General features: G+C 32.7%; 26 protein-coding genes, 2 tRNA genes and 1 other RNA gene. 10 read left to right on the forward strand and 19 right to left on the reverse strand.

All coding sequences use genetic code 11. The annotated features are described in order from the left end of the window. Positions 1-34: 34 nt before the first annotated feature. Positions 35-105, forward strand: a tRNA-Cys gene (locus HA144_RS08800). A 209-nt stretch (positions 106-314) separates the two neighbouring features. Here the strand turns inward: HA144_RS08800 and HA144_RS08805 are convergent. The 3 genes from HA144_RS08805 to purM all read right to left on the reverse strand — a co-directional run bounded on the left by HA144_RS08805 (position 315) and on the right by purM (position 2288). Further along, positions 315-482, reverse strand: a complete 168-nt coding sequence (locus HA144_RS08805; RefSeq protein WP_179850891.1) for a hypothetical protein — start codon at positions 480-482, stop codon at positions 315-317. Continuing rightward, positions 469-1113 carry a histidine phosphotransferase gene (locus tag HA144_RS08810; RefSeq protein ID WP_209043673.1) on the reverse strand — a complete coding sequence of 215 codons (645 nt, stop codon included), beginning with the start codon at positions 1111-1113 and terminating at the stop codon, positions 469-471. The genes HA144_RS08805 and HA144_RS08810 overlap by 14 nt, the downstream gene beginning before the upstream one ends. A 131-nt stretch (positions 1114-1244) precedes the next feature. Beyond that, positions 1245-2288 carry a phosphoribosylformylglycinamidine cyclo-ligase gene (gene purM, locus HA144_RS08815; RefSeq protein ID WP_209043674.1) on the reverse strand — a complete coding sequence of 348 codons (1044 nt, stop codon included), beginning with the start codon at positions 2286-2288 and terminating at the stop codon, positions 1245-1247. A 98-nt stretch (positions 2289-2386) separates the two neighbouring features. On the opposite strand from purM, the gene HA144_RS08820 reads away from it, so the two are divergent. Then, positions 2387-3919: a bifunctional pantoate--beta-alanine ligase/(d)CMP kinase gene (locus HA144_RS08820; protein WP_209043675.1), complete on the forward strand. Its 1533-nt coding sequence runs from the start codon at positions 2387-2389 to the stop codon at positions 3917-3919. 2 nt (positions 3920-3921) lie between these two features. On the opposite strand, the gene HA144_RS08825 is transcribed toward HA144_RS08820, so the two are convergent. The 5 genes from HA144_RS08825 to HA144_RS08845 are packed head-to-tail and all read right to left on the reverse strand — an operon-like array spanning position 3922 to position 7106. Beyond that, positions 3922-4395: a low molecular weight protein-tyrosine-phosphatase gene (locus tag HA144_RS08825; RefSeq protein WP_209043676.1), complete on the reverse strand. Its 474-nt coding sequence runs from the start codon at positions 4393-4395 to the stop codon at positions 3922-3924. 32 nt (positions 4396-4427) lie between these two features. Continuing rightward, the gene (locus HA144_RS08830) at positions 4428-5189 is read right to left on the reverse strand and encodes a phycoerythrobilin:ferredoxin oxidoreductase (protein WP_209043677.1); all 762 of its coding nucleotides are present in this window, start codon (positions 5187-5189) and stop codon (positions 4428-4430) included. Then, positions 5190-5900, reverse strand: coding sequence for a 15,16-dihydrobiliverdin:ferredoxin oxidoreductase (locus HA144_RS08835; RefSeq protein ID WP_209043678.1), 711 nt, complete (start codon positions 5898-5900; stop codon positions 5190-5192). It abuts the gene before it with no gap. 6 nt (positions 5901-5906) lie between these two features. Continuing rightward, positions 5907-6617 (reverse strand): heme oxygenase (biliverdin-producing), encoded by a 711-nt coding sequence (locus HA144_RS08840; RefSeq protein WP_209043679.1) that lies wholly within the window; start codon positions 6615-6617, stop codon positions 5907-5909. A 57-nt stretch (positions 6618-6674) separates the two neighbouring features. Next, positions 6675-7106, reverse strand: coding sequence for a hypothetical protein (locus HA144_RS08845; protein ID WP_209043680.1), 432 nt, complete (start codon positions 7104-7106; stop codon positions 6675-6677). Positions 7107-7316: 210 nt separating this feature from the next. Here HA144_RS08845 and HA144_RS08850 point away from each other — a divergent pair, with 210 nt between their 5' ends. Then, on the forward strand, positions 7317-8741 hold the full coding sequence (locus HA144_RS08850) for an NADP-dependent isocitrate dehydrogenase (protein WP_209043681.1): 1425 nt from the start codon (positions 7317-7319) through the stop codon (positions 8739-8741). A 2-nt stretch (positions 8742-8743) separates the two neighbouring features. Here the strand turns inward: HA144_RS08850 and HA144_RS08855 are convergent, their stop codons facing one another. The 4 genes from HA144_RS08855 to HA144_RS08870 are packed head-to-tail and all read right to left on the reverse strand — an operon-like array spanning position 8744 to position 13281. After that, positions 8744-10093, reverse strand: a complete 1350-nt coding sequence (locus HA144_RS08855; protein WP_209043682.1) for a four-carbon acid sugar kinase family protein — start codon at positions 10091-10093, stop codon at positions 8744-8746. Between the two features lie 13 nt (positions 10094-10106). Continuing rightward, positions 10107-10961 carry a galactose mutarotase gene (locus tag HA144_RS08860; protein WP_209043683.1) on the reverse strand — a complete coding sequence of 285 codons (855 nt, stop codon included), beginning with the start codon at positions 10959-10961 and terminating at the stop codon, positions 10107-10109. 9 nt (positions 10962-10970) lie between these two features. Beyond that, positions 10971-11870 carry an alpha/beta fold hydrolase gene (locus HA144_RS08865; protein ID WP_209043684.1) on the reverse strand — a complete coding sequence of 300 codons (900 nt, stop codon included), beginning with the start codon at positions 11868-11870 and terminating at the stop codon, positions 10971-10973. A gap of 43 nt (positions 11871-11913) precedes the next feature. Continuing rightward, positions 11914-13281 (reverse strand): cation:proton antiporter, encoded by a 1368-nt coding sequence (locus HA144_RS08870; protein ID WP_209043685.1) that lies wholly within the window; start codon positions 13279-13281, stop codon positions 11914-11916. Between the two features lie 151 nt (positions 13282-13432). Here HA144_RS08870 and HA144_RS08875 point away from each other — a divergent pair, with 151 nt between their 5' ends. After that, complete coding sequence (locus HA144_RS08875; protein WP_209043686.1) at positions 13433-15979, forward strand: glycogen/starch/alpha-glucan phosphorylase; 2547 nt, start codon at positions 13433-13435, stop codon at positions 15977-15979. On the opposite strand, the gene HA144_RS08880 is transcribed toward HA144_RS08875, so the two are convergent. From HA144_RS08880 to HA144_RS08890, 3 genes are all read right to left on the reverse strand, one after another. After that, a complete protein-coding gene (locus HA144_RS08880; protein WP_209043687.1) occupies positions 15972-16427 on the reverse strand; it encodes a hypothetical protein in 456 nt (151 codons plus the stop codon). The genes HA144_RS08875 and HA144_RS08880 overlap by 8 nt on opposite strands. A 31-nt stretch (positions 16428-16458) precedes the next feature. Beyond that, positions 16459-16791 carry a hypothetical protein gene (locus tag HA144_RS08885; RefSeq protein WP_075439016.1) on the reverse strand — a complete coding sequence of 111 codons (333 nt, stop codon included), beginning with the start codon at positions 16789-16791 and terminating at the stop codon, positions 16459-16461. Between the two features lie 78 nt (positions 16792-16869). Further along, positions 16870-16943 (reverse strand) — tRNA-Arg (locus HA144_RS08890). A 38-nt stretch (positions 16944-16981) separates the two neighbouring features. On the opposite strand from HA144_RS08890, the gene rnpB reads away from it, so the two are divergent. Together rnpB and HA144_RS08900 are read left to right on the forward strand one after the other, a co-directional pair. Further along, positions 16982-17361: RNase P RNA component class A (rnpB, locus tag HA144_RS08895), an RNA gene on the forward strand. Between the two features lie 21 nt (positions 17362-17382). Further along, positions 17383-18132, forward strand: coding sequence for a ribonuclease III family protein (locus tag HA144_RS08900; RefSeq protein WP_209043688.1), 750 nt, complete (start codon positions 17383-17385; stop codon positions 18130-18132). Positions 18133-18135: 3 nt separating this feature from the next. On the opposite strand, the gene HA144_RS08905 is transcribed toward HA144_RS08900, so the two are convergent. After that, complete coding sequence (locus tag HA144_RS08905) at positions 18136-18321, reverse strand: NAD(P)H dehydrogenase subunit NdhS (protein WP_209043689.1); 186 nt, start codon at positions 18319-18321, stop codon at positions 18136-18138. A 24-nt stretch (positions 18322-18345) separates the two neighbouring features. Here HA144_RS08905 and rimM point away from each other — a divergent pair, with 24 nt between their 5' ends. Then, positions 18346-18885, forward strand: coding sequence for a ribosome maturation factor RimM (gene rimM / locus HA144_RS08910; protein ID WP_209043690.1), 540 nt, complete (start codon positions 18346-18348; stop codon positions 18883-18885). A 32-nt stretch (positions 18886-18917) separates the two neighbouring features. Here the strand turns inward: rimM and glmS are convergent, their stop codons facing one another. Beyond that, entirely contained in the window at positions 18918-20813 is a 1896-nt protein-coding gene (glmS, locus tag HA144_RS08915) for a glutamine--fructose-6-phosphate transaminase (isomerizing) (RefSeq protein WP_209043691.1), read from the reverse strand. A gap of 80 nt (positions 20814-20893) precedes the next feature. Further along, positions 20894-21139, reverse strand: coding sequence for a photosystem I iron-sulfur center protein PsaC (gene psaC, locus HA144_RS08920; protein WP_007099573.1), 246 nt, complete (start codon positions 21137-21139; stop codon positions 20894-20896). 133 nt (positions 21140-21272) lie between these two features. On the opposite strand from psaC, the gene acpP reads away from it, so the two are divergent. From acpP to tkt, 3 genes are read left to right on the forward strand one after another with little or no spacing between them, the layout of a single operon-like run. Further along, complete coding sequence (gene acpP / locus HA144_RS08925; protein WP_002808065.1) at positions 21273-21512, forward strand: acyl carrier protein; 240 nt, start codon at positions 21273-21275, stop codon at positions 21510-21512. Positions 21513-21519: 7 nt separating this feature from the next. Then, positions 21520-22764 carry a beta-ketoacyl-ACP synthase II gene (gene fabF, locus HA144_RS08930; RefSeq protein WP_209043692.1) on the forward strand — a complete coding sequence of 415 codons (1245 nt, stop codon included), beginning with the start codon at positions 21520-21522 and terminating at the stop codon, positions 22762-22764. Between the two features lie 43 nt (positions 22765-22807). After that, on the forward strand, positions 22808-24814 hold the full coding sequence (gene tkt / locus HA144_RS08935; RefSeq protein ID WP_209043693.1) for a transketolase: 2007 nt from the start codon (positions 22808-22810) through the stop codon (positions 24812-24814). 14 nt (positions 24815-24828) lie between these two features. Here the strand turns inward: tkt and thiC are convergent, their stop codons facing one another. Beyond that, positions 24829-26199: a phosphomethylpyrimidine synthase ThiC gene (gene thiC, locus HA144_RS08940; RefSeq protein ID WP_209043694.1), complete on the reverse strand. Its 1371-nt coding sequence runs from the start codon at positions 26197-26199 to the stop codon at positions 24829-24831. Positions 26200-26291 lie beyond the last annotated feature (92 nt).

A 26291-nucleotide genomic window follows, 5' to 3' on the forward strand; every position in this document is an offset into this window, starting at 1 on the left:
TAAGATCATAAAAAGACTTAATCGAATCTTTCTCGGCGGCATGGCCAAGTGGTAAGGCAGAGGATTGCAAATCCTTTATCCCCAGTTCGAATCTGGGTGCCGCCTTCTTTAATTTTTTTACGCATTTAATTATGAAGTTTTCGAAGAACTTCAATTTCAAATGAAGGATATCAAGTTTCAATTACTTATAGCCATATAGAAAAATAATCTTTTTTTATTATTGATAAATAATACCTTATATTCATTAATAATTAAAATTAAAGGGATTTATTAATTATTTTCATCAGATTATTTGTATCTAAATTTGAATTATTTTAGTAATCATTATCTGCTACACACATTCCTAAACATCTAACACCATTTGATGCAGTCCTTTTGCAATGATTACATAAAATTGGATCTTTCTCTGAAGTAAGGTTAATTTTTGAATTATTTTGGTCTTTAAAACTTATTAACTCTTGTGTTGAATCAAATAGAGTCATTCTTGGAATCATCACTTGAATCGATACTAACAACAAGTGAAGCATTTATGTTGGAAGAGGGTATATCCATAATTTTTACAGTTTCTTTAGGCTCATCAATAACTTTATTTTCTTCAGTACTCTCATCAACTGCACAAGCTTCAAGTGCCTCTCGAAGTAGTGAATCAAAAGTTGCTCCAGGCAATCTATGTCTAGCAACCTCAAGAAAAGTTCTTGGTAAAGATTCAGATGCAGCATCTCGTAAAGCAGGATTATTCTTTCTATGTTCTTGTTCTTCTTCTATTGATTTAATAAACCTCAGTGTGACATCTCTTTTGGTAGAGGCTTTTATCAGCGTATCGTTTTCAGGATTACTAACATTAGGTTCATTTTCAAGATCACTAAGTCTTTTTTCCAAACTATTTAAAACTTCATTAGCTTCCTTACTAATATGGGCTAATTGACCATCGGACAAATTAGGCAAATCAGCGACAAAAACTTTCCCATGATCCCTTAGTGTCAAGAAAGTTGGTCTTGGGCCTTGAGCCTGTCTACCAAATGATTCAGAATTATTACCTATTGGTCTTTTTGGAGGTGTAGGGCCAGCGGAACTACGTCTACGTGTAATTCTTTGATTATTTGCAAAGGGCATTGAATAAAGGTTAAATCTTAATACTTAAACTTCCGATATAATTCGGCGGTGATTTTATTATATTACACCTAACTTTTTCATTTGGGTATAAAAAATAATTTTTAAAACTCATTTAAAAAAGATAAAAAAATTTAAGTTAAAATTTCTGGCAAAAATTTACTAATTGTTGAATCATTTTTTCGAACTATCTTTCCAATTTCCCAACTATCTATGTCATGATCTTTACAGATACTTAATACCGCGTCCCTAAATTGTTTATCAATAATTAAACAAAATCCGACTCCAAGATTGAAAGTATTCCAAAAATCTTTTTCAGGAATCATTCCTTTATCTTTTAAGAATTTAAATAAAGTAGGTATTTCCCAAGAATTAGTATTGATGTAAGGAATAAAATCAGAAGGAATACATCTTGGTAAATTTTCTGGAATTCCGCCTCCAGTAATATGAGACATTGCTTTAATTTCTATATTCTCAGATAACATTTGATTAATAACATTATTGTAAATTTTTGTAGGTTTCAATAACTCATCATAAAAATTTAAATGAGAAACTTTTTCAAATTCTTTATCTATTTGATTATTGTTTTGAATAATTTTTCTTACTAAACTAAAGCCGTTACTATGCACTCCATTACTTTTTAAGGCAATTATTAAGTCATTTTCAGATACTTTTTTTCCATTAATAAGCTTATCTTCATCAACTATTCCAACACAAAATCCTGCAAGATCATACTTATTTTTTGAATAAAATCCAGGCATTTCAGCAGTTTCTCCGCCAAGTAATGAACAGTTATTTTCTCCGCAGCCATGTGAAATTCCTTGAACTACCTGCAATAACTGTTTCTTATCGAGTTTACCAGTGGCAATATAATCCAGAAAAAATAAAGGTTTTGCACCACTAGTAATGATATCGTTCATGCACATAGCAACTAAATCAATACCAACCTCAAAGTGAAAGTTCTTACTTTGGGCTAATTCTAATTTTGTTCCAACACCATCAGTTCCTGAAACAAGAACTGGTTTTTTAAAACTATCGATAGGAATTCTAAACAAACCTCCGAACCCACCAATACCCTCAATCACATTAGATGTATGAGTTCCTTCAACTGCCTGTTTAATTTCGGAAACAAATTCTCGTCCAGCTTCTATATCAACACCTGATGTTTTGTAATCCATGAAATAAAAATGATAGACTTTCCCTATATAGATATTCCTCCTAAGATTGCTTTTGTCCAGTAATTATTTATCAAATAGATTTATTTTTTAAAAACAAAGTGAAGAAATTAATAATAAGGAAAACTGAAGAAATAGAAAATTGGAGGAGAAATATAAATGGTGAAGTTAACTTCATTCCAACAATGGGTAATCTTCATAATGGACATATAAAACTGATATCAACAGCAAAAAATGACAATTCTAATGTTAATTTAGTAAGTATTTTTATTAATCCACTTCAATTTGATAACAAGTTAGATTTAGAGAATTACCCTAAAACAATTGATAATGATATAAAAATCTCCTTTTCAAATGGCGCAGATGCCATCTTCATCCCAAGTAATGAAGATATATATCCAGAGAAAAATAAAAATATTAAATTCCTAAAAGCACCAATTGAATTATCTTCTGCATTATGTGGATTAAATCGAATTGGGCATTTTGATGGGGTTTGTACAGTAGTTTATAGATTACTTAATCTCATCAAGCCAAAAAATCTTTACTTAGGAGAAAAAGATTGGCAACAACTTTTAATTTTAAAAAATCTTGTCCTAACAAAGAAATTAAATGTTGCTATTAAATCTATTCCTACACAAAGAGATTTTGATGGAATTCCTTTAAGTTCACGTAATGTACATTTATCAAAAAACGAAAGAAAATTGATTAGGTTTTTTTCAAGTGAGTTATTAGAAGCAAAAAAAAATTTTCAACAAGAAAAAAAGATCAATTTAAACGAAATAATTAAAAAGCTAACAGCAAAAAAAATTTCAATTGAATATTTAGAACATTTACACCCTCATACACTCCAAAAAGCAAGATCTGAGGATAACATTTCGTTACTGGCTGGTGCGATAAGATGTGGAGATACAAGATTAATTGATCACGTTTTTCTAATGAAAAGAAAGCCGATTATTGCAATTGATGGTCCTGCAGGATCAGGTAAAAGTACTGTAACAAAGTTAATAGCGAAGAAACTTAAACTTTTATATTTAGATACTGGAGCCATGTATAGGGCATTGAGTTGGCTTATGATAAAAGAAAGTATTGATTATACAAAAGAAAAAAAATTACATAAAGTTCTTAAAGATATATCTATTTTTTTCAAGTCGCATACAAATTCACATCAGGATGTTTATGTTAATAACTATTGTGTTACTGAAGAAATTAGGTCGCAAAAGATAAGTTCCATCGTTTCTAAAATTTCCTCAATAAAAGAAGTAAGAAAATTCTTAGTAGAAGAACAAAGAAAAATTGGAGAATCAGGCGGACTTGTAGCTGAGGGAAGAGATATAGGAACTACTGTTTTTCCTCATGCAGAACTTAAAATATTTTTAACTGCTAGCATCGATGAAAGAGCAAAAAGAAGAAAATCTGATAAAAATAGTAAAGACTCACAAGAAATAGACCTTCATACATTAAAAGAACTTTTAAAGAAAAGAGATTTTGAAGATTCCAATAGGGAAATTTCACCTCTAATAAAAGCGAATGACGCAATAGAAATTATTACGGATGGATATTCTATCAATGAGGTAGTGGATAAAATTATTGATCTTTATAATGACAAGATTCCTAAAGAGACTGAGATCAAATAAATTCAAGAAATACTTTCCAAAAAACCGTTTACAGAGTCTTCTAAAATATCAAGGACATAATCGAAGCCCTCATCACCTCCAAAATATGGATCAGGAACTTCTTGCTCACTAAAAACTGATCTAAAATCTTGTATTTTTTTAATTGATGCAAAGTCATTTGAAGCTGTTCTATTTTTAAGATCTTGAATATTTCTAAAATTTGAGTCATCCATCGCAAGAATATAGTTAAATTCGTCAAAATCTTTGCTCGTAATTTGACGAGCCCTGCTTAAGATATTTATATCTCTTCTTTCTGCCGCAATTCTCATCCTAGAGTCAGCTTTTTTTCCAATATGCCAACTCCCAGTTCCAGCAGAATCTACAATAAAGCCATCGGTTAATCTCTTCCTTTCAAGTAGACATTTAAAGATAGCTTCTGCTGCAGGAGACCTACAAATATTTCCCAAACATACAAAAAGAACAGAAATTTTTTTCATATGAATTCAAATTTTTATAAATTATAAGACTTTTAAGTAGTAAATAAAACTTCTTTAATTAAGGATTCAGTAAATTCTTTACCAAACAAACTCGACAACATTGGCCTTGCTGGATCGTTATCTCTTCTATATTTCAAATAATTATTTTGACCATTGATTAATTCTTTTTGCAGTTCTATATTGGCTTCTTTGCTTTCGAAGAGAATTTTCAAATACAAATTGAGATATTCCTTAAATGAGGTATAAAGCTGATTAGCAATTAAAAAATCACTTCTTTCTTCTTTTGGTAATTTTGACCAAATTACTCCTGGAGAAAAAAATCTAGCTACATCTACAGACATTTTTTCAGCTAATGGGAGTGATGAATGACAATGATTTTTGAGTTTTATAAGCTTTTCTAATAACTCATTATTGTATTGATTATGTATTTCTAATGAAGGCTGAAAATCTAAAACTAATAAGTGACTATTAGGTAGAGAAACAAAATCTACTCCAAAAAATGGGACATTATAAATAGTATTAGGAATAATTAAAAAATTTAAAACAGAATAATTTGGACTATTTATACAGACTGCTCTTGCTAATTTAATTCTTTTTTTATGCGTTACAACCCAAGTAGAGAGATACACATTTTTTTTTGATTTTTTTGAACCATAAGTAGATTCTTTATAAGAATATTCCGAAGGAATTATTTTTTCTAAACAGTTGTGTTTACTTAAATTATTAGTTAAATATTTTAGAAAATTATGCCATCTCCAATCTGGCCTATAAAAAATAGTATCTTGTATTAACATTCAATTGATAATCTCATTATTTAATGTAAAAAGAAATTTATTAATAAATTTTTTTGTCCATTTTTCTCCAAAAAAAGATTTAAACAATTTATCTGCAGGATCTTTTTCAAAACTATACTTATCATATTTAATTTGATTAATCTTTATTTCTTCTGCATTTAAAAATTGATTAACAGGATTCGATTTATAAATGTTAAAATAGTTGTTTACAAATGAATGGAAAATATTATTTAAATCTCTATCAAGATTTAATTTATTACCTCTACATATAATCACCCATGGGGAAAAATACTTTTTTGAATCATATATATTCTTCATTTTATTATTATCAAATTCAGAATATTTTTTCTTTATAATACCTAAACTTGAACAATACTTTTCAAGATATTTGCCTTCTTGAATTAAAGGTTGATAATCAAGTATTGCTAATAACTTTTGAGAAGTTCCAAACCATAAAATATCAGCTCCTAAAATAGGCATTTCACTATCAAAATTTGGATATGCGACCGTATTAAACACTTGCAGTTTTTTGCCACCATCTAATCTTGTTATTCGCCACTTTCTATATTCTGGAGATGAAAAAAGCCAATTTTTAATAATATATTTTGAATCTTCATTGTGATGTTCTCTAAATTCACTAGATATTTCTATTTCATGACCATTTAATTCATCAATATTGGTTTTAAGAAAATCAACTAATGAATCAAACATAAATTACTAGGTCTCGGTGCTTCCTTTCCTTACTTTTTTAGTTATGTAATTAAATACAATCTTGCCTAAAACAGCAATCAAGTTACCTTCAAGCTCCTTAAACATTTTCATATTGTAAGTAAAAGCTTGATTAGCTTCATCAATAATTTGATCAGCAGTCTTTTGATTTATTGGAAGTTGATTCAAAGTAAGAGAATATTCTTCCTTGAATTTCTTTTCATCAGCAATTAATTCAAACTCATAAAAATTTAAACCATCATTTCCCTGCAAATTTAATGCTTTTTTTGCGATCCTTTTCAAAATCTGCCCCCCAGATAAATCTCCTATATAGCGGGTATAGTGGTGACCAACCAATAGCTCCGGTGAATTTTTTGCGACCTCTCGGATTCTTTCAACATATTCTTGTGCTGATTGAGAAATATTAATTTCATTCTTCCAGTTTTCACCAAAATAAAATTCAAGATCATTCTTAAGGGTTTCTTTCCTAAATAATGATTTAAAACCTATAGGTTTTATTACGGGATGTTCCTCATTGACCAGTCTTTCAATTTCTTCTTCCATAGCTTCATAAACAAAATATAAATCACTAATTAATTTTCTATAAGATTTTTTTTCAACAACTCCTTTTAAAAAACAAGCCACAAAGCCAGTATTTTCTGCCATAGTGTGGGATTTTTTTGTCCCTTCTCTTAGTTGTCCTGCAAGAGCGACTGCCATATATTTTGAATTATTTTTGTAAGTGTATTTAATCTACAAGGAAAATACATAAAACAGCTAATTTTTGTTACCAGAGTATGTTGTAGAGAATAGCTTATAAAGTTCTTTACAAACCAAAAAAAGGTTATCTTTTTGTTCCTTTTGGGGTAGATGAGTGCCAGTCATTTCCCAATCACCGATGGTAGCCACTCTCCATCTCTCGGATGGAAGAATCATACCTCGCATTATTATTCCCAACAATTTCGGAACTCTGTCATTATTATCATTTTCAATTCTTAATTGTAAGAGTATTGCTCTGCATTCAATAAGAGGACTCCAACCAGGGAAATGAAACGCAAAATCAATAGTATCTTGCATGGATTCATTATTTAAATTATCCCAGGGACTAAAGTTTACACTTGCATCTGGAAAATATTTCCTAAACAAAGCTGCAGTAGTAGCAATTTTATTAGCTATTTCAACATTACTTACATTTGAACTTGCATTCATCAGTAGCTGAGTATTTTTTTGAAAATGACATAATTTGCTTTAACTTGCTTATTAACTACTTTTTCTTTTAATAAAGATGTTGAAATGCTGATCAATAAAGTATTCACTATTCACATTTGAATAATAAATTTCTAGGTTTTAAAGAAAATAACTCATCGCAAATTACAATACGAGGAAATTCAATGAGTTATCTTTTATTAATTCAATGCTATGCCAAAATTTGAAAAATTAACTTTACCTAATGAAGGCGAGATAATAACTTTTAATCAAGGCAAACCAAATGTTCCTAACAATCCAATTGTCCCATTTATTAGGGGTGATGGAACTGGAGTTGATATTTGGCCAGCTACTCAAATCGTTCTTGATTCAGCGATTAAAAAAAGCTATGGAAATGAAAGAAAAATTAATTGGTTTAAAGTATATGCAGGGGATGAAGCTTGTGAAATTTATGGAACATATAACTATCTCCCTCAAGATACTATTGAAGCAATCAAACACTTTGGTGTAGCCATCAAAGGTCCTTTAACGACTCCCATCGGGGGAGGTATTCGATCTCTTAATGTTGCATTGAGACAAATCTTTGATTTATATAGCTGTGTTAGACCATGCAAATATTATTCAGGAACTCCAAGCCCTCACAAAAACCCTCAAAATTTAGACGTTATTGTTTATAGAGAGAATACTGAGGATATCTACATGGGAATCGAATGGGAAGCCGAGGATAATAATTGTCTTGAATTAATTGATCACTTAAATAAAGTTGTAATACCAAATAGCAAAAATTTAAAAAATAGGTCGATTCCAAAGGGGTCTGGCATTGGAATAAAACCCGTTAGTAAATTAGGTAGCCAAAGGCATATTAGAAAAGCTATTGAACATGCTAAAAGATTATCAGGAGATAAAAGGCATGTGACTCTTGTACATAAAGGAAATATCATGAAATATACCGAAGGTGCATTTAGAGATTGGGGATATGAATTGGCAGTCAATGAATTTAGAGAAGATTGTATTACAGAAAGAGAAAGCTGGATTTTAGATAATATTCAGAAAAATCCAGAAATTACAATTGAAAATAATGCTCGAAAAATCGAACCAGGTTTTGACAAGCTTACTAATAATAAAAAAGCATTCATTTGCGAAGAAATTAAAGAAGTTATTGAATCAATATCAAATTCTCATGGAGATGGGAAATGGAGGGAACTTGTTCTTGTTGATGATCGGATTGCTGACAGTATATTTCAACAAATTCAAACTAGACCTCAAGAATATTCAATTCTTGCAACATTAAATCTCAATGGTGACTATGTTTCTGATGCAGCTGCAGCAATTGTTGGTGGTCTAGGTATGGCTCCTGGTGCAAATATTGGAGATAATGCAGCAATTTTCGAAGCGACGCATGGTACCGCGCCAAAACATGCAGGCTTAAATAAAATAAACCCAGGCTCAGTAATTCTTAGTGGTGTAATGATGCTTGAATATTTTGGTTGGGATGAAGCAGCTAAATTAGTCACTAACGGTTTAAGTAAAGCAATAGAGCAAAAAAAAGTCACCTATGATCTAGCACGTTTAATGGAACCGAAAGTAGAACCCTTATCCTGCAGCAGTTTTGCTGAAGAAATTATCTCAAATTTTTAATTTTAAAAATTATTTTTATTTTCAAACACTTTCCAAATTTTAACCAGTGAATCTTTAGTGCCAATGTTTCCAGGATGTGTAACAATAGGAAGTTTTTCGTCATTTTTTAGGTTATAAGTCACCACTGAAATGCCTGTTAAAATCTGTCCCTCAAGATAAACATAATCTGCATTAAGTCCATTACTAAGAATCACATTTGTTGTTATTCCACCTTTTGAAATCAAATATCCTATTTCATATCTCAAATCTGCGACTAATTCAGCAATAAAATAAGCAAGTGAATTATAAAAATTAAATTGTTTAGAATAATCTAAGGACATAAATTTTCTAGAAGTAAACAATACGGGGGTTTTTCCTTTCTCAAAAGAAAATCTAATTTCTTTCAAAAATTTGTTTTTAAACAAATTCCTTCGCTTCTGATTATCATCCGATGAATTAATTTTAAAGAATTCAAAAACATCTAATTCAATTGGATTGCATTTACTTATCTTTAATAAATTTTCCAATTGTATTGTTGAAAGTTCCACATAGGATCCAACAATTATCAGTCCTGGAAGAAAACTCTTGTTTTTATTTCTTATCCTTAAATTGGAGAAAAATGTCTTAACCTTAGGGACGCTTTTTTTCTCAGAAATTGAACTTATAAAACTTGCTGCAGTTCGAAAAAGAAATTTTTTTTGTTTAGTTAATTTTTTAATTACTAAAGAAAATTTGTTCAATTGAGAATAATTTTCTACATCTACAATTACATGTTTATTATTCTTCAATTTCTTTAGTTTTTTAAAAACAATGTTATTTTCTTTATCATTTAGAATCTCAATATCTGACGAGAAAAGATTTTGAATATCTTCAATATTTATTTGCGATTTACTCTTTTGAAATAAAAGATTCTTGACATTACTTGTCTCATATCCAAAAATTTTATCTCTTGCAAAAATTGTTTGATTAATAGGGGTTTTATCAACAAAGTGTGATCCATTAATTGTTAATCTTTTACCCTCTATGAAAGCTGGAATATGAAAAGTAGCATCAAAAGGGCCTAAGCAATTATTTAGTGCACTTGGCTCTAAAAAGTTATGTCCTCGAAGAGTAGAGTCTCCTCTGCTTATAAAAATAATTTCTTCTTCATAAGCTTGAGAAGCTAAAACTTTCTTAAGATTTTTGCAAATTTCCTCTATTGTTAATTTCGCATCATTTTCCGAAAGTGACCTTGTATTAGCCAAAATAAAAAATAAATTAGATTTAGATTCAAAACCTTTAACTAAAGTTGAGCAGTCCCACTTGAGAAGTAATAAGCAATCATGAACAGTTTGAGAGCCAGTTGGATCATCATCAATAACAACAAATTTCATAAGTATTGCATAATTACTTAAGAGATTTTATTTGTATTGAAGCATCAAACCTTTGATTACCATTGGAAGGAATCATAATGTTTCTAAATCCATCAACAAAAGAATTTCGGGGACTAGTCCAAGGTTCAAGACATATCATTCTTCTTGGAGGATCACTCCAAATAACGCCTAAGTCAAAAGGATATGGATGATTTAAAGTTACTTGTCTTTTAAGAATTTTATCTTGAAAAGTACTCCTACCGGAAGAGTACATAAGTAGATCAACTCCTAAATCAATATTTTTTAACTCATCCAAAGTATTACTTATTATGTTTTTTTCTTGATTATGACAATTAAGTGGATTTTCAATAAATTCTAAATTTTTGAAATCTGAAATATTAAAGTAAGGATGCAATCCAAAATTTATAGGCATAGCAATGTCTGATTTATTGAAAATCGTAATTTCAAATTCTAAACAGTTAATCTTTAAGGTAACTTCTATTCTTAGTTCGAAATCGAAAGGATAATAATTTTTAGTTTTTTTAGATTCATTTAAAAATAAGCATAAAGATTTTTCACTTTCATTAAAAGAGTATTGCCATTGCAAATCCCTAGCAAAACCATGTTGTGTTAATTGCAAATAATCTTTTCCAAATACTGAACTAGAGATATTGATATTTCCACAAATTGGAAACAAGATTGGGATACCTCCCCTAATACTTTTTGTTTTATCCATAAATCTTTTTTGATCGAAATAAAGGATTTCATTGCCATCCGAAACCCAATTTGTAATAATCCCTCCTCTTTTAGGACAAAATTTAATATAGTTATTTTGATCTAATTGAAAGACAAAAATTCCTTTATCTTTATTAGATAATTTTATTTGCACAATTTTTACTTAAAGAGAATCAACCCAATCCAAAATATACTGATTAACTAATTCAGGTATTTCATCATGAGGACAATGTCCAGCGTCAAGAATGATTTCTTTTGTATTCTTTGGAGTAAATTTTTTATATAGATTTCTTTTTTTTGGAGTGTTCATCCATGGATCTTTCCCTCCCCAAAGCAGTAATAAAGGTGCATCAAGTTTGGCGAATAACTTATCCAATGGCAATCCCTGAGGACCTGATGGGTTAAATACGCTTCTAAAAACGTTAAAAGCTCCGTAATCAAGCGATGGCTTTCTTATTGACTCAACTAAAAAATCATCAACATTTTTTTTATCAACATAAACTTGATTCAAAGTTTTTTTAATATTTTTTGGATTTCTCATATTCTCAAAAATTAAACGTTGAAAAACAATATTTTTCAGAAAAATGCCGGCAACTGTTTCAATTGAAGTTTGCAACATATTCTTCTTGATAGTTTTTTCTTCACTAAAGTATCCTGCAGCATTCAGTAATATCACTCCTGCATTGAGCTCATTTAACTCAGAGCCAGCTGCTAATGCTGCATAACCACCTAATGAATTTCCAACAATAATTGTAGGTTTTTTGATTTTCTCTTTTACGTATGCGACAACCTGATCTTTCCATAAAGATCCTGAGTATTCAACATCTTGAGGCTTAGGACTTTTTCCAAAACCGAGCAGATCCATGGCATGAACTTCGTATTTGTTACTCAAAATAGGGATATTGAATCTCCAATGATCCGTAGAAGCTCCGAAACCATGAATTAATAAAATTGCACATTCTTTTAATGTTTGCTCAGGCTTAGCAGAAACTGTGTGTATTGGATAATTTAAAAAATTCCAGTCATAATTAACATCACTATCTATCAAAGCTGATTTTTCCATATATTAAAAATGCTATTTCAATTGATTCTAATAAACTTATTTCTTAAAGAAGACCCACAGGATCAGCTGCAACATCATCTGAAATTTTATTGCCATCGTTTGGCGGCTTATCTTTTAGAACAATTCTTAAGAGAACAGGTGCAAGAAATGTAGTTCCAATAACCATTAATAAAATAGCCGCTTCAAGAGAAGGAGTTAACAATTTAGCGCTTGTTCCTAGCCCAAGGAAAATTAAACCAACCTCTCCTCTAGGCATCATACCCAAACCTACAACTAATCTATTTGTAGGTTTATCACTTGAAAATACCCATCCTGCTGCAATTTTTCCAATAATTGCAACAACTAATAAAAATCCTGCAACCACAAGAGCTGATCTACTTGTTGGATCAAATGGATTGATAACTGATAAATCCATTCCAGCTCCAACTAATACAAAGAAAATAGTTGCGAATAAGGAAACTAAAGGTAAAACAGATTGTTGTATTGCATGATTATTTTTAGAACTACTAAGAATCAATCCAGCTGCAAAAGCACCCAAAGCCGCTTCTAATCCAATAGCTGTTGCTACAAAACAACATAATACAAGTATCACAAAAGATGCTACTACTACGGCTCCAGGAGCTTTCAATCTATCTAATAACCAATCAAAACCTGGGGCTGCTGTTCGACTTAATGCGATAGCAGCAATTACAAATACTACGGCTGCGGCAACTAATTTAACAATAGGTGCAATTTCTAAAGAACCTCCTGCAGCAAGAGCCACAACAACTGCAAGAATAACAATTCCCAAAATATCGTCTAGCACTGCTGCACCAATAACGATCTGTCCTTCTCTAGTTTTCAAATATCCTAATTCACCGAAAACACTTGCAGTAATTCCTATACTTGTTGCTGTCATGGATGCTCCAGCAAAAACTGCTGGGATTAGATCTACTTGGAAAATAAACATTAATCCGAGAGTTCCAAAAGCAAACGGTAAGACTACTCCAGCCATAGCAACAGTAAAAGCCTGCGCACCGACAGCTACCAATTCCTCTAACTCACTTTCTAGTCCTGTTAAAAATAAAAGAGCATATAACCCTAAAGTTGCAACAGCTTGAAGGGATGGAAAACTTTCGAAATAAACATCAGGCACTGCTTCCGGGGGTATTGACGCTAATGAACTAATAACATTTACAAGTCCCTCATTTAGTTCAGTTCCTGCTGAGGGCGGTATTAATAAATGAAATCCCGATGCTCCTATTACAACCCCTGCAAGAAGCTCACCTACAATCGTTGGTAAACTTAGTCTTACAAGTACTTCTGCTAATGCTCTTGCTGCTAAAAAGATCAATAGAAATCTTATAACTCCGATCAACGTTTCAGCAACTTCTAAATCATGTGCACTTAATTCAGCAAGTAAAGAGTACATTAAATTGTAAAAAAATAAACTACCTAATTGGAAGATAGTTTATTGAGGGCCCACTTTAAGAAATATGTAAGAAAAAAGCAAAAATACTCAACAAGTGTGGATCTGAAGTTACAACAAAGAAATTTTCAAAAAAATGGCTATTGTCTGTTATATGACTAATCCAATAAATTCCAACAAACCCTTCGATCTACGCTTGCCTACCCCAGGCTGCTACTTAGATCCTGAGAAAGCTGGCATGGATTCTGATGCTGTTTTTCAAGGTATGACAGCCCATCTTTTTTATACCCTTGGGAAGTTAGCTACTTCTGCAAGTCCTCATGACTTGTATATGGCTTTAAGTTATGCGGTTAAAGATAGGTTAATGACAAGATACTTAGCCAGCCAAGAAGTCATAAGAAAAAAACCACAAAAAACTGTTGCTTATTTATCAGCAGAATTTTTAATAGGTCCTCAATTAAGTAATAATCTTCTGAATCTTGGAATAACTAATGAAGCAGAAGATGCTTTAAAGAGATTTGGAATTGAATCATTGTCAACAATCCTTGAAGTTGAAGAGGAGCCTGGACTAGGTAATGGTGGTCTTGGCAGACTTGCAGCATGTTACATGGAATCATTAGCATCTCTTCAAGTTCCAGCAGTTGGTTATGGTATTCGATATGAATTTGGCATATTCAATCAATTAATTAGAGATGGTTGGCAAGTTGAAGTTACTGATAAATGGCTAAAAGGTGGATGGCCATGGGAACTTCCTCAGCCTGACGAATCTTGTTTTGTTGGTTTTGGAGGTAGAACTGAAAGTTATAGAGATGATAAGGGAAACTATAGATCAAGGTGGATACCATCTGAACATGCGATTGGAGTACCTCATGATGTCCCAGTTTTAGGATACAGAGTAAATACATGCGATCGATTAAGGTTATGGAGAGCTGATGCGACGGAAAGTTTTGACTTTTATGCCTTCAATATTGGCGATTATTATGGAGCGGTTGAAGAAAAAGTTGCATCTGAAACTCTTTCAAAAGTTCTATATCCTAATGATGGAACTGATGAAGGTAGAAGATTAAGACTCAAACAACAACACTTTTTTGTAAGTTGTTCTCTTCAGGATATGTTGAGAAGCCTTGAAAAAAGATCTATACCAATAACAGAATTTTCTAAACACTGGACAGTACAGCTCAATGATACTCATCCTGCTATTGCAGTAGCTGAATTAATGAGACTTCTTATTGATCAATATCAAATTGGTTGGGATAAAGCTTGGAACATAACAACCTCTTCAGTCGCTTATACCAACCATACATTACTCCCAGAAGCTTTAGAGAAATGGGATTTAAGTTTGTTTAATGATCTCCTTCCTCGTCATCTAGAAATTATTTATGAAATTAATTGGAGATTCCTACAACAATTAAGACTTCGTTATCCTGGCGATGACAAAATTCTTCAAAAGCTCTCAATAATTGATGAAGAGGGATCCAAATCAGTAAGAATGGCTCACTTAGCTACGATCGGAGCACATCATATAAATGGGGTTGCAGCTCTACACTCAGATCTTATAAAAAGGCAACTTCTGCCTGAATTTGCAAAACTATGGCCTGAAAAATTTACAAATGTTACTAATGGAGTCACTCCAAGGAGATGGGTTGCTCTTTCTAATCCTTCATTATCAAACCTTTTAGAGAAAGAGGTTGGTCCTGATTGGATAACAAATATGGAACTTCTTAAAAAGTTAGAAGAGAAAAAAGATGATTCCAATTTTTTACAAAAATTTGAGGAAAGTAAATTAAATGGAAAAAGAAAATTAGCTAATTTTATTCATTCAAAAACAAACATACTTGTAGATCCAGCAAGTTTATTTGATGTTCAAGTAAAAAGAATCCATCAATATAAAAGACAACATTTAAATGCTCTACAAATTATTGCTCAATATTTAAGAATCAAAAATGGGACAAACAACTATGAAGTTCCAAGAACAATAATATTTGGAGGTAAAGCAGCGCCTGGTTACTTTATGGCAAAACTAATGATTAGATTTATTAATGGTATTGCTGATGTAGTTAATTCTGATCCAGATATGGATGGTCTATTACGGGTTGTTTTTTTACCGGACTATAATGTAAAACTTGGTGAAATAGTTTATCCTGCAACAGATCTTTCAGAACAAATTTCAACTGCAGGAAAAGAAGCTTCTGGAACTGGGAACATGAAATTTGCCATGAATGGGGCATTGACTATTGGAACATTAGATGGGGCTAATGTGGAATTAAGAGATCTTGTGAAAAAAGAAAATTTCTTCCTTTTCGGAAAAACTGAAAGTGAAATCATGGATTTAAAAAATAATAATTATTCACCCAAAACATTCATTGATCAATGCCCAGAACTAACAGAAGTTATACGTTTAATTGAAATAGGACACTTTAGTAATGGGGATAAAGAATTATTCAAACCTTTATTAAATAGCTTGACTGGCTACGACCCATTCTTTGTCATGGCTGACTTTGAAGACTATTTAAATAAACAGGATGAAGTGAGTAAATGCTGGAATAATAAAAAGTCATGGAACAAAATGGCACTACTAAATACTGCAAGATCTGGTTATTTTTCTTCAGATAGATCTATTAGAGAATATTGCAAATTAATTTGGAAAGTTTCTCCAATGCCAGTTGAAATTACATGCGATGTTGAAGAATTAACTAATTAATATTTTTCTTATCTGGGAAATCAGGAGTTTGATGAAATAATCTGTTTAAGATTAATCTATCTACATTTAATGGATCTGGAGCTAACTCTTTTGCAATTTCTTTGAATTTTGATTCGATATTGTTTGAAAATTTTGTATCAAAAATTCTTTCCATTAATGCATCAATTGAATATAAATAAGCATTAACACTTTCAAGTTCTTCTAAAGCTTCGGAAATTTCAAAATCAGAAATATGTTTTTCATCTGAAATTATATCTTCATTAGATTCTCTCTCAGATACTTGTCTCTGCAATTCATTAGTAACCTTATTACAGAGAGTTCTAAAAGATTGAATTGAAGCCCAGTTTAATTCTTGTTGCTGTTTAAAAGTAGGAAATTCTCTAATCAGACGATCATGCTCTTTATAAAATCTCTGACAATCAGAGCATTGACAAAGTTCTTCAGCCAAAAGAAAATATAACTCTTTCTATATCATCTCACTATTTGGGCATAATTGTAGGACCATCCAACAATTCGTCATTTTCATCAAGTGAATCAGGACTATCAGGCAAAGGTATCTCAATACTAGTAACTAAGTTGATGACATCTCTTAATCTCATTGAATCAGCAAACCATCCCATTGCCTGTTCCGCATCTCCTCTTTTTTCAGCATCATTTGCTTGATCTTCATGAGCTTCTGCCAATAAAGCAAGCCAGCATAGGCATCTTGCTTGAACTATTGAAAGATCTAAATCATTAGGTTGAGATTTAGAAATACGTTCGTGCTCTTGTTGAATTAAGAGTTTTAAACGCATATCATGCAACTTAGCCATAAAAGATTTATTACTAACTATACGCTAGCTAGAGAGTAGCAATTTTGCACACATACTACATATAGTTTTTTATTTTTACGGGACTAGTGGGAGTCGAACCCACGACCTACGGTTTAGGAAACCGTTGCTCTATCCTGCTGAGCTACAGCCCCAATAGATGATTTTTGGAGTATTAAGCATTATGCTAAATGAAAGCAGGAGAGGCAATCGCAAGAAAGTTTTATTTTGGAAACAAAATAAAACTTTCTTGAGGAAAGTCCGGGCTCCCACATGGTCAGGCTTGCTGGGTAATTCCCAGTGCGGGCAACCGTGAGGATAGTGCCACAGAAACATACCGCCTAATACTTTACGTATGGCAAGGGTGCAAGGGTGCGGTAAGAGCGCACCAGCAACATTGAGAAGTGTTGGCTAGGTAAACCCCGGCTGGGAGCAAGGCTTAGTAGATTTATGACCATTACACAATCTACTTTTAAGCGCCGCTTGAGACTGTGAAGTAATTCCAGTCCTAGATAGATGATTGCCCATCTTAATTAAGATGAACAGAACCCGGCTTACGACCTGCTTTCTAATTTTTGTAATTATTTCAATAAGATGACAAATATAATTAACGCAAAGAGAATTCGTCAAATAACTACTTTTTTAAAGTCTTTAAATATTAAATCAAATAGATTTTCTGAAATAATTAGAACACAAAATATTTCAGTTATTCAAGAGTTTAATCAAGCATTTATCCATTCCTCAGAAGACAAAATAATAAATTACGAAAAACTAGAATTTTTTGGAGATGCAGTACTCAGATTAGCTGCTTCTAATTTTATTGAAAAAAAATATCCTCAAATGAGTGTAGGAGAAAGATCAGAGCTAAGAGCACAAATTGTAAGTGATGAATGGTTAACTAAATTAGGGAAAAAAATTGATATTGAGAAATTGATAATTAAAGGACCTAAAGCTATTGGTGATGAAAATTCAAAAGATACAATTATTGGTGAAGCTACAGAAGCTTTAATAGGTGCCCTTTACAAGTGCTTTAATTCGATTCAGGAAGTAAATCTTTGGTTAGATGATATTTGGGAGGAAGATTCAGAAATATTTCTAAAAGCTCCATATAAATTCAAATCTAAGACAGTATTACAAGAGTGGTGTCAAAGCAAAGGTTTTGATTTGCCAGTTTATAAAATAATTGAAGTCTCAAAGAAAAATGGTGACCCTAAGAGGTTTTCTTGCAATATATTTATCGAGGGATCAAAAGAATCATCTGCATTCGGCAAATCCCATAAACAAGCAGAAACAAATGCAGCTAGGTTTTTGATAGAAAAATTTATAACTACAGGTAAAATCTAATATTTATACTATTTCTAAATTAGTTAGTTGAAAAGTTATGAGTTTATCCCAATTACCCCCTTCAAACAAAACAGCAGCTCTTTTTTTTGTAACTCTCTGTACAAACCCTTTGTATCCTCTGTATATAGAATTAGCGTCTTTTACAACAACAAAAGAACCGGGGAGTATGGGTTTAGTAGATAATTCCATAAAACACTCTTTTTAATACAATATATGATAAATGAAAATGAATGGCTGATCGTTGGATTGATAACATCATGTCATGGTATTAATGGACAGGTAAAGGTTAAATCTCTAAGTGATTTTGAAGAAAGATTTTTAAAACCGGGAATGAGATGGTTGCAAAAAGAAAATGAACCTCCTTCAAACATAGAACTTATATCTGGTTTCAAACAGCCTGGTAAAGAAATCTTTATAGTTAAGTTCAAAGGAATACATACAAGAAATCATGCAGAGAAACTTAAAAAATTTAAGATTCTTGTAAAAACCGATAAACTGCCTAAGTTAAAAAAGGAAGAATTCCACTTTTTGGAACTTATAAATCTTGAAGTCAAGATGGTAGAAAATGAAGAATTAAAAATAATTGGGAAAGTTATTAATTTAGACAATGAGAAAAATAATTTACTTGTTATTAAACTACTTAAAAATCAAAAGAAAGTTCTCATACCATTTGTTAAAGAGATAGTCCCATTAGTTGATATAAAACATAATTTTTTAATCATCAATCCTCCAAATGGACTTTTAGAGCTATAAATTAAAAAAAATAAAAGTTTGTAAAAATCTAATCATTCCACAGTTACACTTTTAGCTAAGTTTCTTGGTTGATCCACGTCAAGTCCTCTATGAGCTGCGATATGGTAACTCAATAATTGTAAAGGCACTATATTAAGTAGTGGTGAAATCCATTCATTAGAGGAAGGAACTTTCATTAAATAATCAAAGATTTCAGTTCCATTACATTCAGGAGCAATCCCAATCAAATATGCATCTCTAGCTTTTGCTTCTTGTGCATTACTGATAACTTTATCAAAAACCTCACCAGGAGAAGCAATTGAAATTACAGGTACTTTTTTATCTAACAAAGCTATTGGACCATGTTTCATTTCACCTGCAGGATATCCAGCTGCATGAATGTAACTAATTTCCTTAAGTTTTAAAGCACCTTCAAGAGCAATTGGATAATTTATTCCTCTTCCTAAAAAAATAACATCTTTAATATTAAAAAAGTCATGTGCTAGCTTTTCTGAAGATTCATTATGTTTCTCTAGGAGATCTTCCAGTAATGGTGGAAGTTTTAAAAGTTCATTTATTAATTTACTTATTTCATAAGGACTTTGATTGCCTTTAATTTGAGCAAATTTTATAGCTAATCCATAAAAAGAAAGTAATTGAGCAAAAAAAGTTTTTGTTGCTGCAACTCCAACTTCTATCCCTGCACAGATATCAATTATATTTGAGACCTGCCTTCCTATGGAACTCTCTTTTCTATTTGTTATTGCAATAAGATTGGGTTTAAATCTTTTATCTTCAATAGAGGAACGCCTTTTAATTTCCATATCTATCGCCGCAATTGTATCAGCAGTTTCTCCAGATTGAGTGACTCCAATAGTTAATGTATTTGGCAAAAGTGGTGGTGGTGAATATCTAAATTCGCTTGCATAAAAGACATTTGTTGGGATACCTGAAAATTGTTCTAATAAAAAGCTGCCGACCATTGCGGCATGTTTACTTGTACCACAAGCAATAATTTCAATTCTTTCTATTGATTCAAAAAACTCTGTATCAAAAGGATATTTAATTTGATATTCATCATCCTCTAAGTTTTTAATTAAATAATTTTCTAACCAGTTTTTGGCAGTCCCAGGCTGATCATATATCTCCTTTAACATATAGTGCTTGAAATTCATCTTATCCATTATTTGCTCTGAAACTTTTAAAGAAACTGGATTTCGATATTGTCTCTCGTTGTTTGAGTCATATATTTCAATTCCAAGAGGAGTTAATAAAGCGATTTCTTCATCTTCCATAGGCAGAATAATATTCGTAAAGTTTGCAATGGCTGGAGTATCACTAGCACAAATAAATTCCCCTTCTCCTAAACCAATAATCAAGGGGGCCTGTCTTCTTGCAACTACCAAAGAGGTTGGAGCACCAGCCCATAAAACTGCCAAAGCATAAGATCCTTCTAAGTCAGATATTACATTTCTCACAGCTACTAATAATGTTGAACCATTATTCTCAAGATTAAGTTTATTTAATGTATTTAGCTCTCTTTGAATTAGATGAGGAATTACCTCGGTATCTGTATCAGAATTAAAAATAATTCCCTCTTTCTCTAATTTATTTTTTAAATCTTGGAAATTTTCAATTATGCCATTCTGAACAACTGCTATGGTTCCAGAACTATCGATATGAGGATGTGCATTTTTAACCTCAGGCTTTCCATGGGTCGCCCATCGGGTATGACCTATACCCACAGTTCCAGGAATATTCTGATCATTAAGATTAGTTATTAAATTTTTGAGTTTTCCTTCTGCTTTATTACAAGAAATACAATTTGTTTCGGAATTAATTATTGCAATACCTGCAGAATCATAACCTCTATATTCAAGTTTTTCTAAACCATTCATTAATAATGGTAAAGCTTTTTTATATCCAGTAACAGCAACTATTCCACACATACGAATTTTTTTTTCAATTATATTGAAATAAAATGCGTATTTATTAAAACATGGACTCTCTTAAAACTGCACTATAAAAATTAATATGCTAAGCCCATACTCCTAGAAGTCTCGTCTCCTAAATAAACACGAATACTTAAGAAATCTGTTGGACATGCCGTTTCACATCTTTTACAACCTACACAATCTTCTGTTCTAGGAGATGAAGCTATTTGGCCAGCTTTACAGCCGTCCCAAGGAACCATTTCTAAAACATCAAGTGGGCAAGCCCTTACACATTGGGTACAACCAATGCAAGTGTCATAAATTTTAACTGCGTGTGACATGTAAAAATTGTCTTTTGAACCTCGTTTTATAATACTATTGTCTTACAAAGAAATTAAAAAAATTAAGATATGCTTCACTCTTGTTAACTCTAGGGCATAAAATCATATAGATAATTAGTAATTTCCATAAATTATGTCACAAGAAATCCTCGAAAAAGTCTGTTCTATTGTTTCAGAACAATTAAGCGTTGAAGCAGGAGAAGTAAAATCAGATTCAAATTTCCAAAATGATTTAGGTGCAGATTCTCTAGATACCGTTGAACTCGTGATGGCTCTAGAAGAGGCATTTGATATCGAAATTCCTGATGAAGCAGCTGAAGGAATCGCAACTGTTGGCGATGCAGTAAAATTCATCGAAGAAAAAAAAGGTTAATTAAAGAATGCCAAATTTCCATCGAGTAGTTATTACTGGTATCGGAGCAGTAACTCCAATTGGTAATAACATTGATGAATATTTAGTCGGTCTTCAAACAAGTACTAATGGGGTCTCAGATATTACTCTCTTTGATCCTGACCAACATCCCTGCAAATTTGCTGCAGAAGTAAAAAATCTTCAATCTGAAAATTTTATTGAAGCGAAAGAATCGAAAAGATGGGATCGTTTTTCCCAGTTTGGAGTTATTGCTGCAAAGCAAGCCTTTAATGATTCTGGACTTGAAATTACCGAAGCTAATGCATCAAGAATTGGAGTGATTATTGGTTCTGGCGTTGGAGGCTTACTAACTATGGAAAGTCAAGCTCAAATATTAAGTCATAAAGGACCTAAAAGAGTAAGTCCATTTACAGTCCCAATGATGATTCCAAACATGGCAACTGGGCTGGCTGCAATCGCTTTAGGAGCAAAAGGACCAAGTTCCTCTGTTTCAACCGCTTGTGCTGCTGGTTCAAATGCAATTGGTGATTCTTTTAGATTACTCCAACTTGGAAAGGCAGATGCAATGATCTGTGGAGGAGCAGAAGCAAGTATTACGCCTCTTGGAGTAGCTGGTTTTGCCAGTGCCAAAGCTCTTTCTTTCAGGAATGATAGCCCTCAAACTGCTAGCAGACCTTTTGATGCAGAAAGAGATGGATTTGTTATTGGAGAGGGATCTGGAATTCTTGTTTTAGAAACTTTAGAAAATGCACAAAAAAGGAATGCGAGAATTTATGGGGAAATAATTGGATATGGAACAACTTGTGATGCTCATCATATTACTGCTCCATCTCCAGGCGGGGTTGGAGGAGCAGAAGCTATCAAATTAGCGATTGAAGACGCTTGTCTTAGCCTTGATAAAGTTGATTACATCAATGCTCATGGAACGAGTACATCAGCTAATGATAAAAATGAAACTTCTGCAATTAAATCTATTTTTAGAGACAGATCTTACCTCATTCCTGTAAGCTCTACTAAGTCGATGACTGGTCATCTCCTAGGAGGCTCAGGAGGTATAGAAGCTGTAGCTTGTATACTTTCTTTGACACATAATTTTATCCCTCCTACAATTAACTACGTCAATCCAGATCCTGAATGTGATCTTGATTATGTACCAAATAATGCAAGAGAAGCTCAAGTAGGAGTAGCTCTTTCTAATTCTTTCGGCTTTGGTGGTCACAATGTTTGCCTTGCTTTCAGCAAAATGAATTAAAGACAACCAATTCTGTATTTCCAACTTAACTTATTTTAAAACAATGGTCGCTGCATCTGTTTCATTAGAATCACTTTGTGTAAATAGTATAAGAATGCTTGCTGTAGATGCAGTTAATAAATCTAATAGTGGACATCCTGGATTGCCAATGGGATGTGCTCCTATGGGTTATGCACTATGGCAAAACATACTAAATCACAACCCCAATAATCCAAAATGGTTCAATAGAGACCGTTTTGTATTGTCAGCTGGTCATGGCTGTATGCTGTTGTATTCTTTGCTTCATTTGACAGGATACAAATCAGTTTCTATTGAAGATATTAAAGAATTTAGGCAATGGGGATCAAAAACTCCTGGACATCCAGAAACATTCGAAACTGAAGGTGTTGAAGTTACAGCTGGGCCTCTAGGAGCAGGAATTTCAAATGCAGTTGGTTTAGCAATAGCTGAAACTCACTTAGCAGCTAAATTTAACAAGCCTGATTGTAATATCGTTGATCACTACACTTACGTAATAATGGGTGACGGCTGTAATCAAGAAGGTATCGCATCAGAGGCCTGCTCATTAGCTGGTCATCTTAAGCTTGGAAAATTAATTGCACTCTATGACGATAATCAAATTACTATTGATGGGCGAACCGACGTCTCTTTTACAGAAGATGTTTTAAAAAGATATGAAGCTTATGGATGGCATGTACAACATGTTGAAGATGGAAATCATGATGTTAAAGGAATAACTGAAGCTATCGAAAAAGCAAAGTTAATTAAAGACAAACCTTCAATTATAAAAATTTCCACAACTATAGGTTATGGTTCACCCAATAAATCAGATACTGCTGGAATTCATGGAGCAGCTGTTGGAGAAGAGGAAGCTACGTTAACCAGAGAGTTTCTAAATTGGGAATATCCTCCATTTGAAATACCAGATGAGGTATACGAGCATTTTAGAAAATCGATAAGTAAAGGCGAAAACTTAGAGAAAGAATGGGATTCCAAATTTGAAGAATATCAAAAAAAATATCCCTCTGCAGGATCCGAGTTAAACAGAATGTTAAAAGGCGAATTACCTGAGAATTGGGACTCAGATCTCCCCTCTTATAAACCAGATGATAAAGGGTTGGCCACGAGAAAGCATTCACAAATATGCTTAGGAGCTTTAGGACCTAACCTTCCTGAATTAATTGGTGGATCTGCAGATTTAACTCACTCTAATTACACAGATATCAAGGGGGAAACTGGATCATTCCAGCCTCATAGTCCTGAAAAAAGATATTTACATTTTGGTGTACGAGAACATGCAATGGCTGCTGTACTTAATGGGATTGCATATCACAATAGTGGTCTTATTCCTTATGGTGGAACCTTCCTTGTCTTCGCAGATTATATGAGAGGTTCAATGAGGCTTTCAGCACTCAGCGAATTAGGAGTGATCTATGTATTAACCCATGATTCAATTGGTGTAGGAGAAGACGGCCCAACACATCAACCTATTGAAACTATCCCTTCTCTTCGTGCCATGCCTAACATGCTTGTTTTCAGACCAGGAGACGGAAATGAGACAAGTGGAGCTTATAAGCTTGCTATTCAAAATCGAAAAAGACCTTCTGCACTTTGTTTAAGTAGACAAGGTATGCCGAATCAAGAAAATACTTCGATCGACAAAGTTGCTCTTGGAGGATATATAGTTTCCGATTGCGATGGAATACCAGATCTAATATTTATTGGTACTGGAAGCGAACTGAATCTTTGCGTTGAAGCGAGTAAGGTACTTTCAAGCTTAGGGAAAAAAATTAGAGTTGTTTCTATGCCTTGTGTAGAGCTTTTCGAAGAGCAAGAAGAATCTTATAAAGAAAGTGTTTTACCTAGTAGTGTGAAAAAGAGAGTTGTAGTAGAAGCTGCCCATTCATTTGGTTGGCATAAATATACAGGTTTTGATGGGATTTGTATTACTATGGACAGGTTTGGTGCATCAGCACCAGGTGGAGAATGTTTGAAGAATTTTGGATTTACAGTAGAAAACGTAGTTAATAAGACGAAGGAAATTCTATAACAATAAATTTATAACTATACTGAAGTATTACATCCTTCAAGTTTATCTTTTAGTTGATCAAGAGATTCATCAGAAATTTTTGAATTCATTGGGCAATGTTTAGGTCCACACATTGAACAAAACTCAGCCTTTTTAAAGATTTCTTCAGGTAGTGTCTCATCATGGTACTGCTTTGCCCTTTCGGGATCTAATGAAAGTTCGAATTGTTTATTCCAATCAAAATTATACCTTGCATGACTTAGTTCATCATCTCTATCACGAGCACCAGCTCGATGTCTTGCTATATCAGCAGCATGAGCAGCTATCTTGTAAGCAATTAACCCTTCTCGCACATCTTCTGCATTTGGAAGACCTAGATGTTCTTTTGGAGTTACATAACACAACATAGAAGTTCCATACCAACCGGCCATTGCCGCTCCAATGGCACTAGATATATGGTCGTAACCAGGAGAAATATCTGTAACTAATGGGCCAAGCACATAAAATGGAGCTTCTGAACATTCCTCCATTTGCTTTCTCACATTAAATTCAATTTGATCCATAGGTACGTGTCCAGGGCCCTCAACCATCACTTGAACATTATGAGCCCATGCTCTTCTAGTAAGCTCTCCTAAGGTCTTCAATTCAGCCAGCTGAGCATCATCAGAAGCATCATGCAAACATCCAGGCCTAAGGGAATCTCCTAAAGAAAAAGTACAATCATATTTCTTGAAAATCTCACAAATATCATCAAACCTCGTATAGAGAGGATTTTGTTTAAAATGATGCAACATCCACTGAGCTAGAATTCCTCCCCCTCTACTTACAATTCCAGTAATTCTACCTTTAACTTTTGGCAAATGCTCTATTAATAATCCAGCATGTATAGTCTGATAATCGACTCCCTGCTGACAATGTTTTTCAATAATATGAAGAAAATCGTCTTCAGTTAGTCTATCTATTGAACCATGTACACTTTCTAAAGCTTGATAAACTGGAACAGTTCCGATAGGAACAGGAGATTCGTTAATAATTGCTTGCCTAACTTCATCTAAATTTACTCCCCCAGTAGAGAGATCCATGACAGTATCAGCACCATATTTGACGGCTAACTTAAGCTTCTCTACTTCCTCATTGATATCACTAGCATTAGGAGAAGCACCAATATTTGCATTTACTTTACATCTAGAAGCAATTCCTATAGACATTGGCTCAAGATTCAAATGATTGATATTTGCTGGAATTATTAATCTTCCTCTAGCCACCTCTTCCATGATTAATGAAGCAGGTAGATTTTCTTTTTTTGCAACAAAATCCATTTCTTCAGTAATATGACCATTTCTTGCAAAATTCATCTGGGTAACATTGTCTTTCCCAATGCGAGGCTTAATCCATGAACTTCTCATAAGTTATAAACTTTTAAAAGTGTTATTACTAAAGTTTGATCAAATTTCCACTTCCCTTTATCAGATTGATGATTCAGGTTCAAAGGGTATGA

Source organism: Prochlorococcus marinus XMU1404 (assembly GCF_017696175.1).
Classification (GTDB): Bacteria; Cyanobacteriota; Cyanobacteriia; order PCC-6307; family Cyanobiaceae; genus Prochlorococcus_A; species Prochlorococcus_A marinus_X.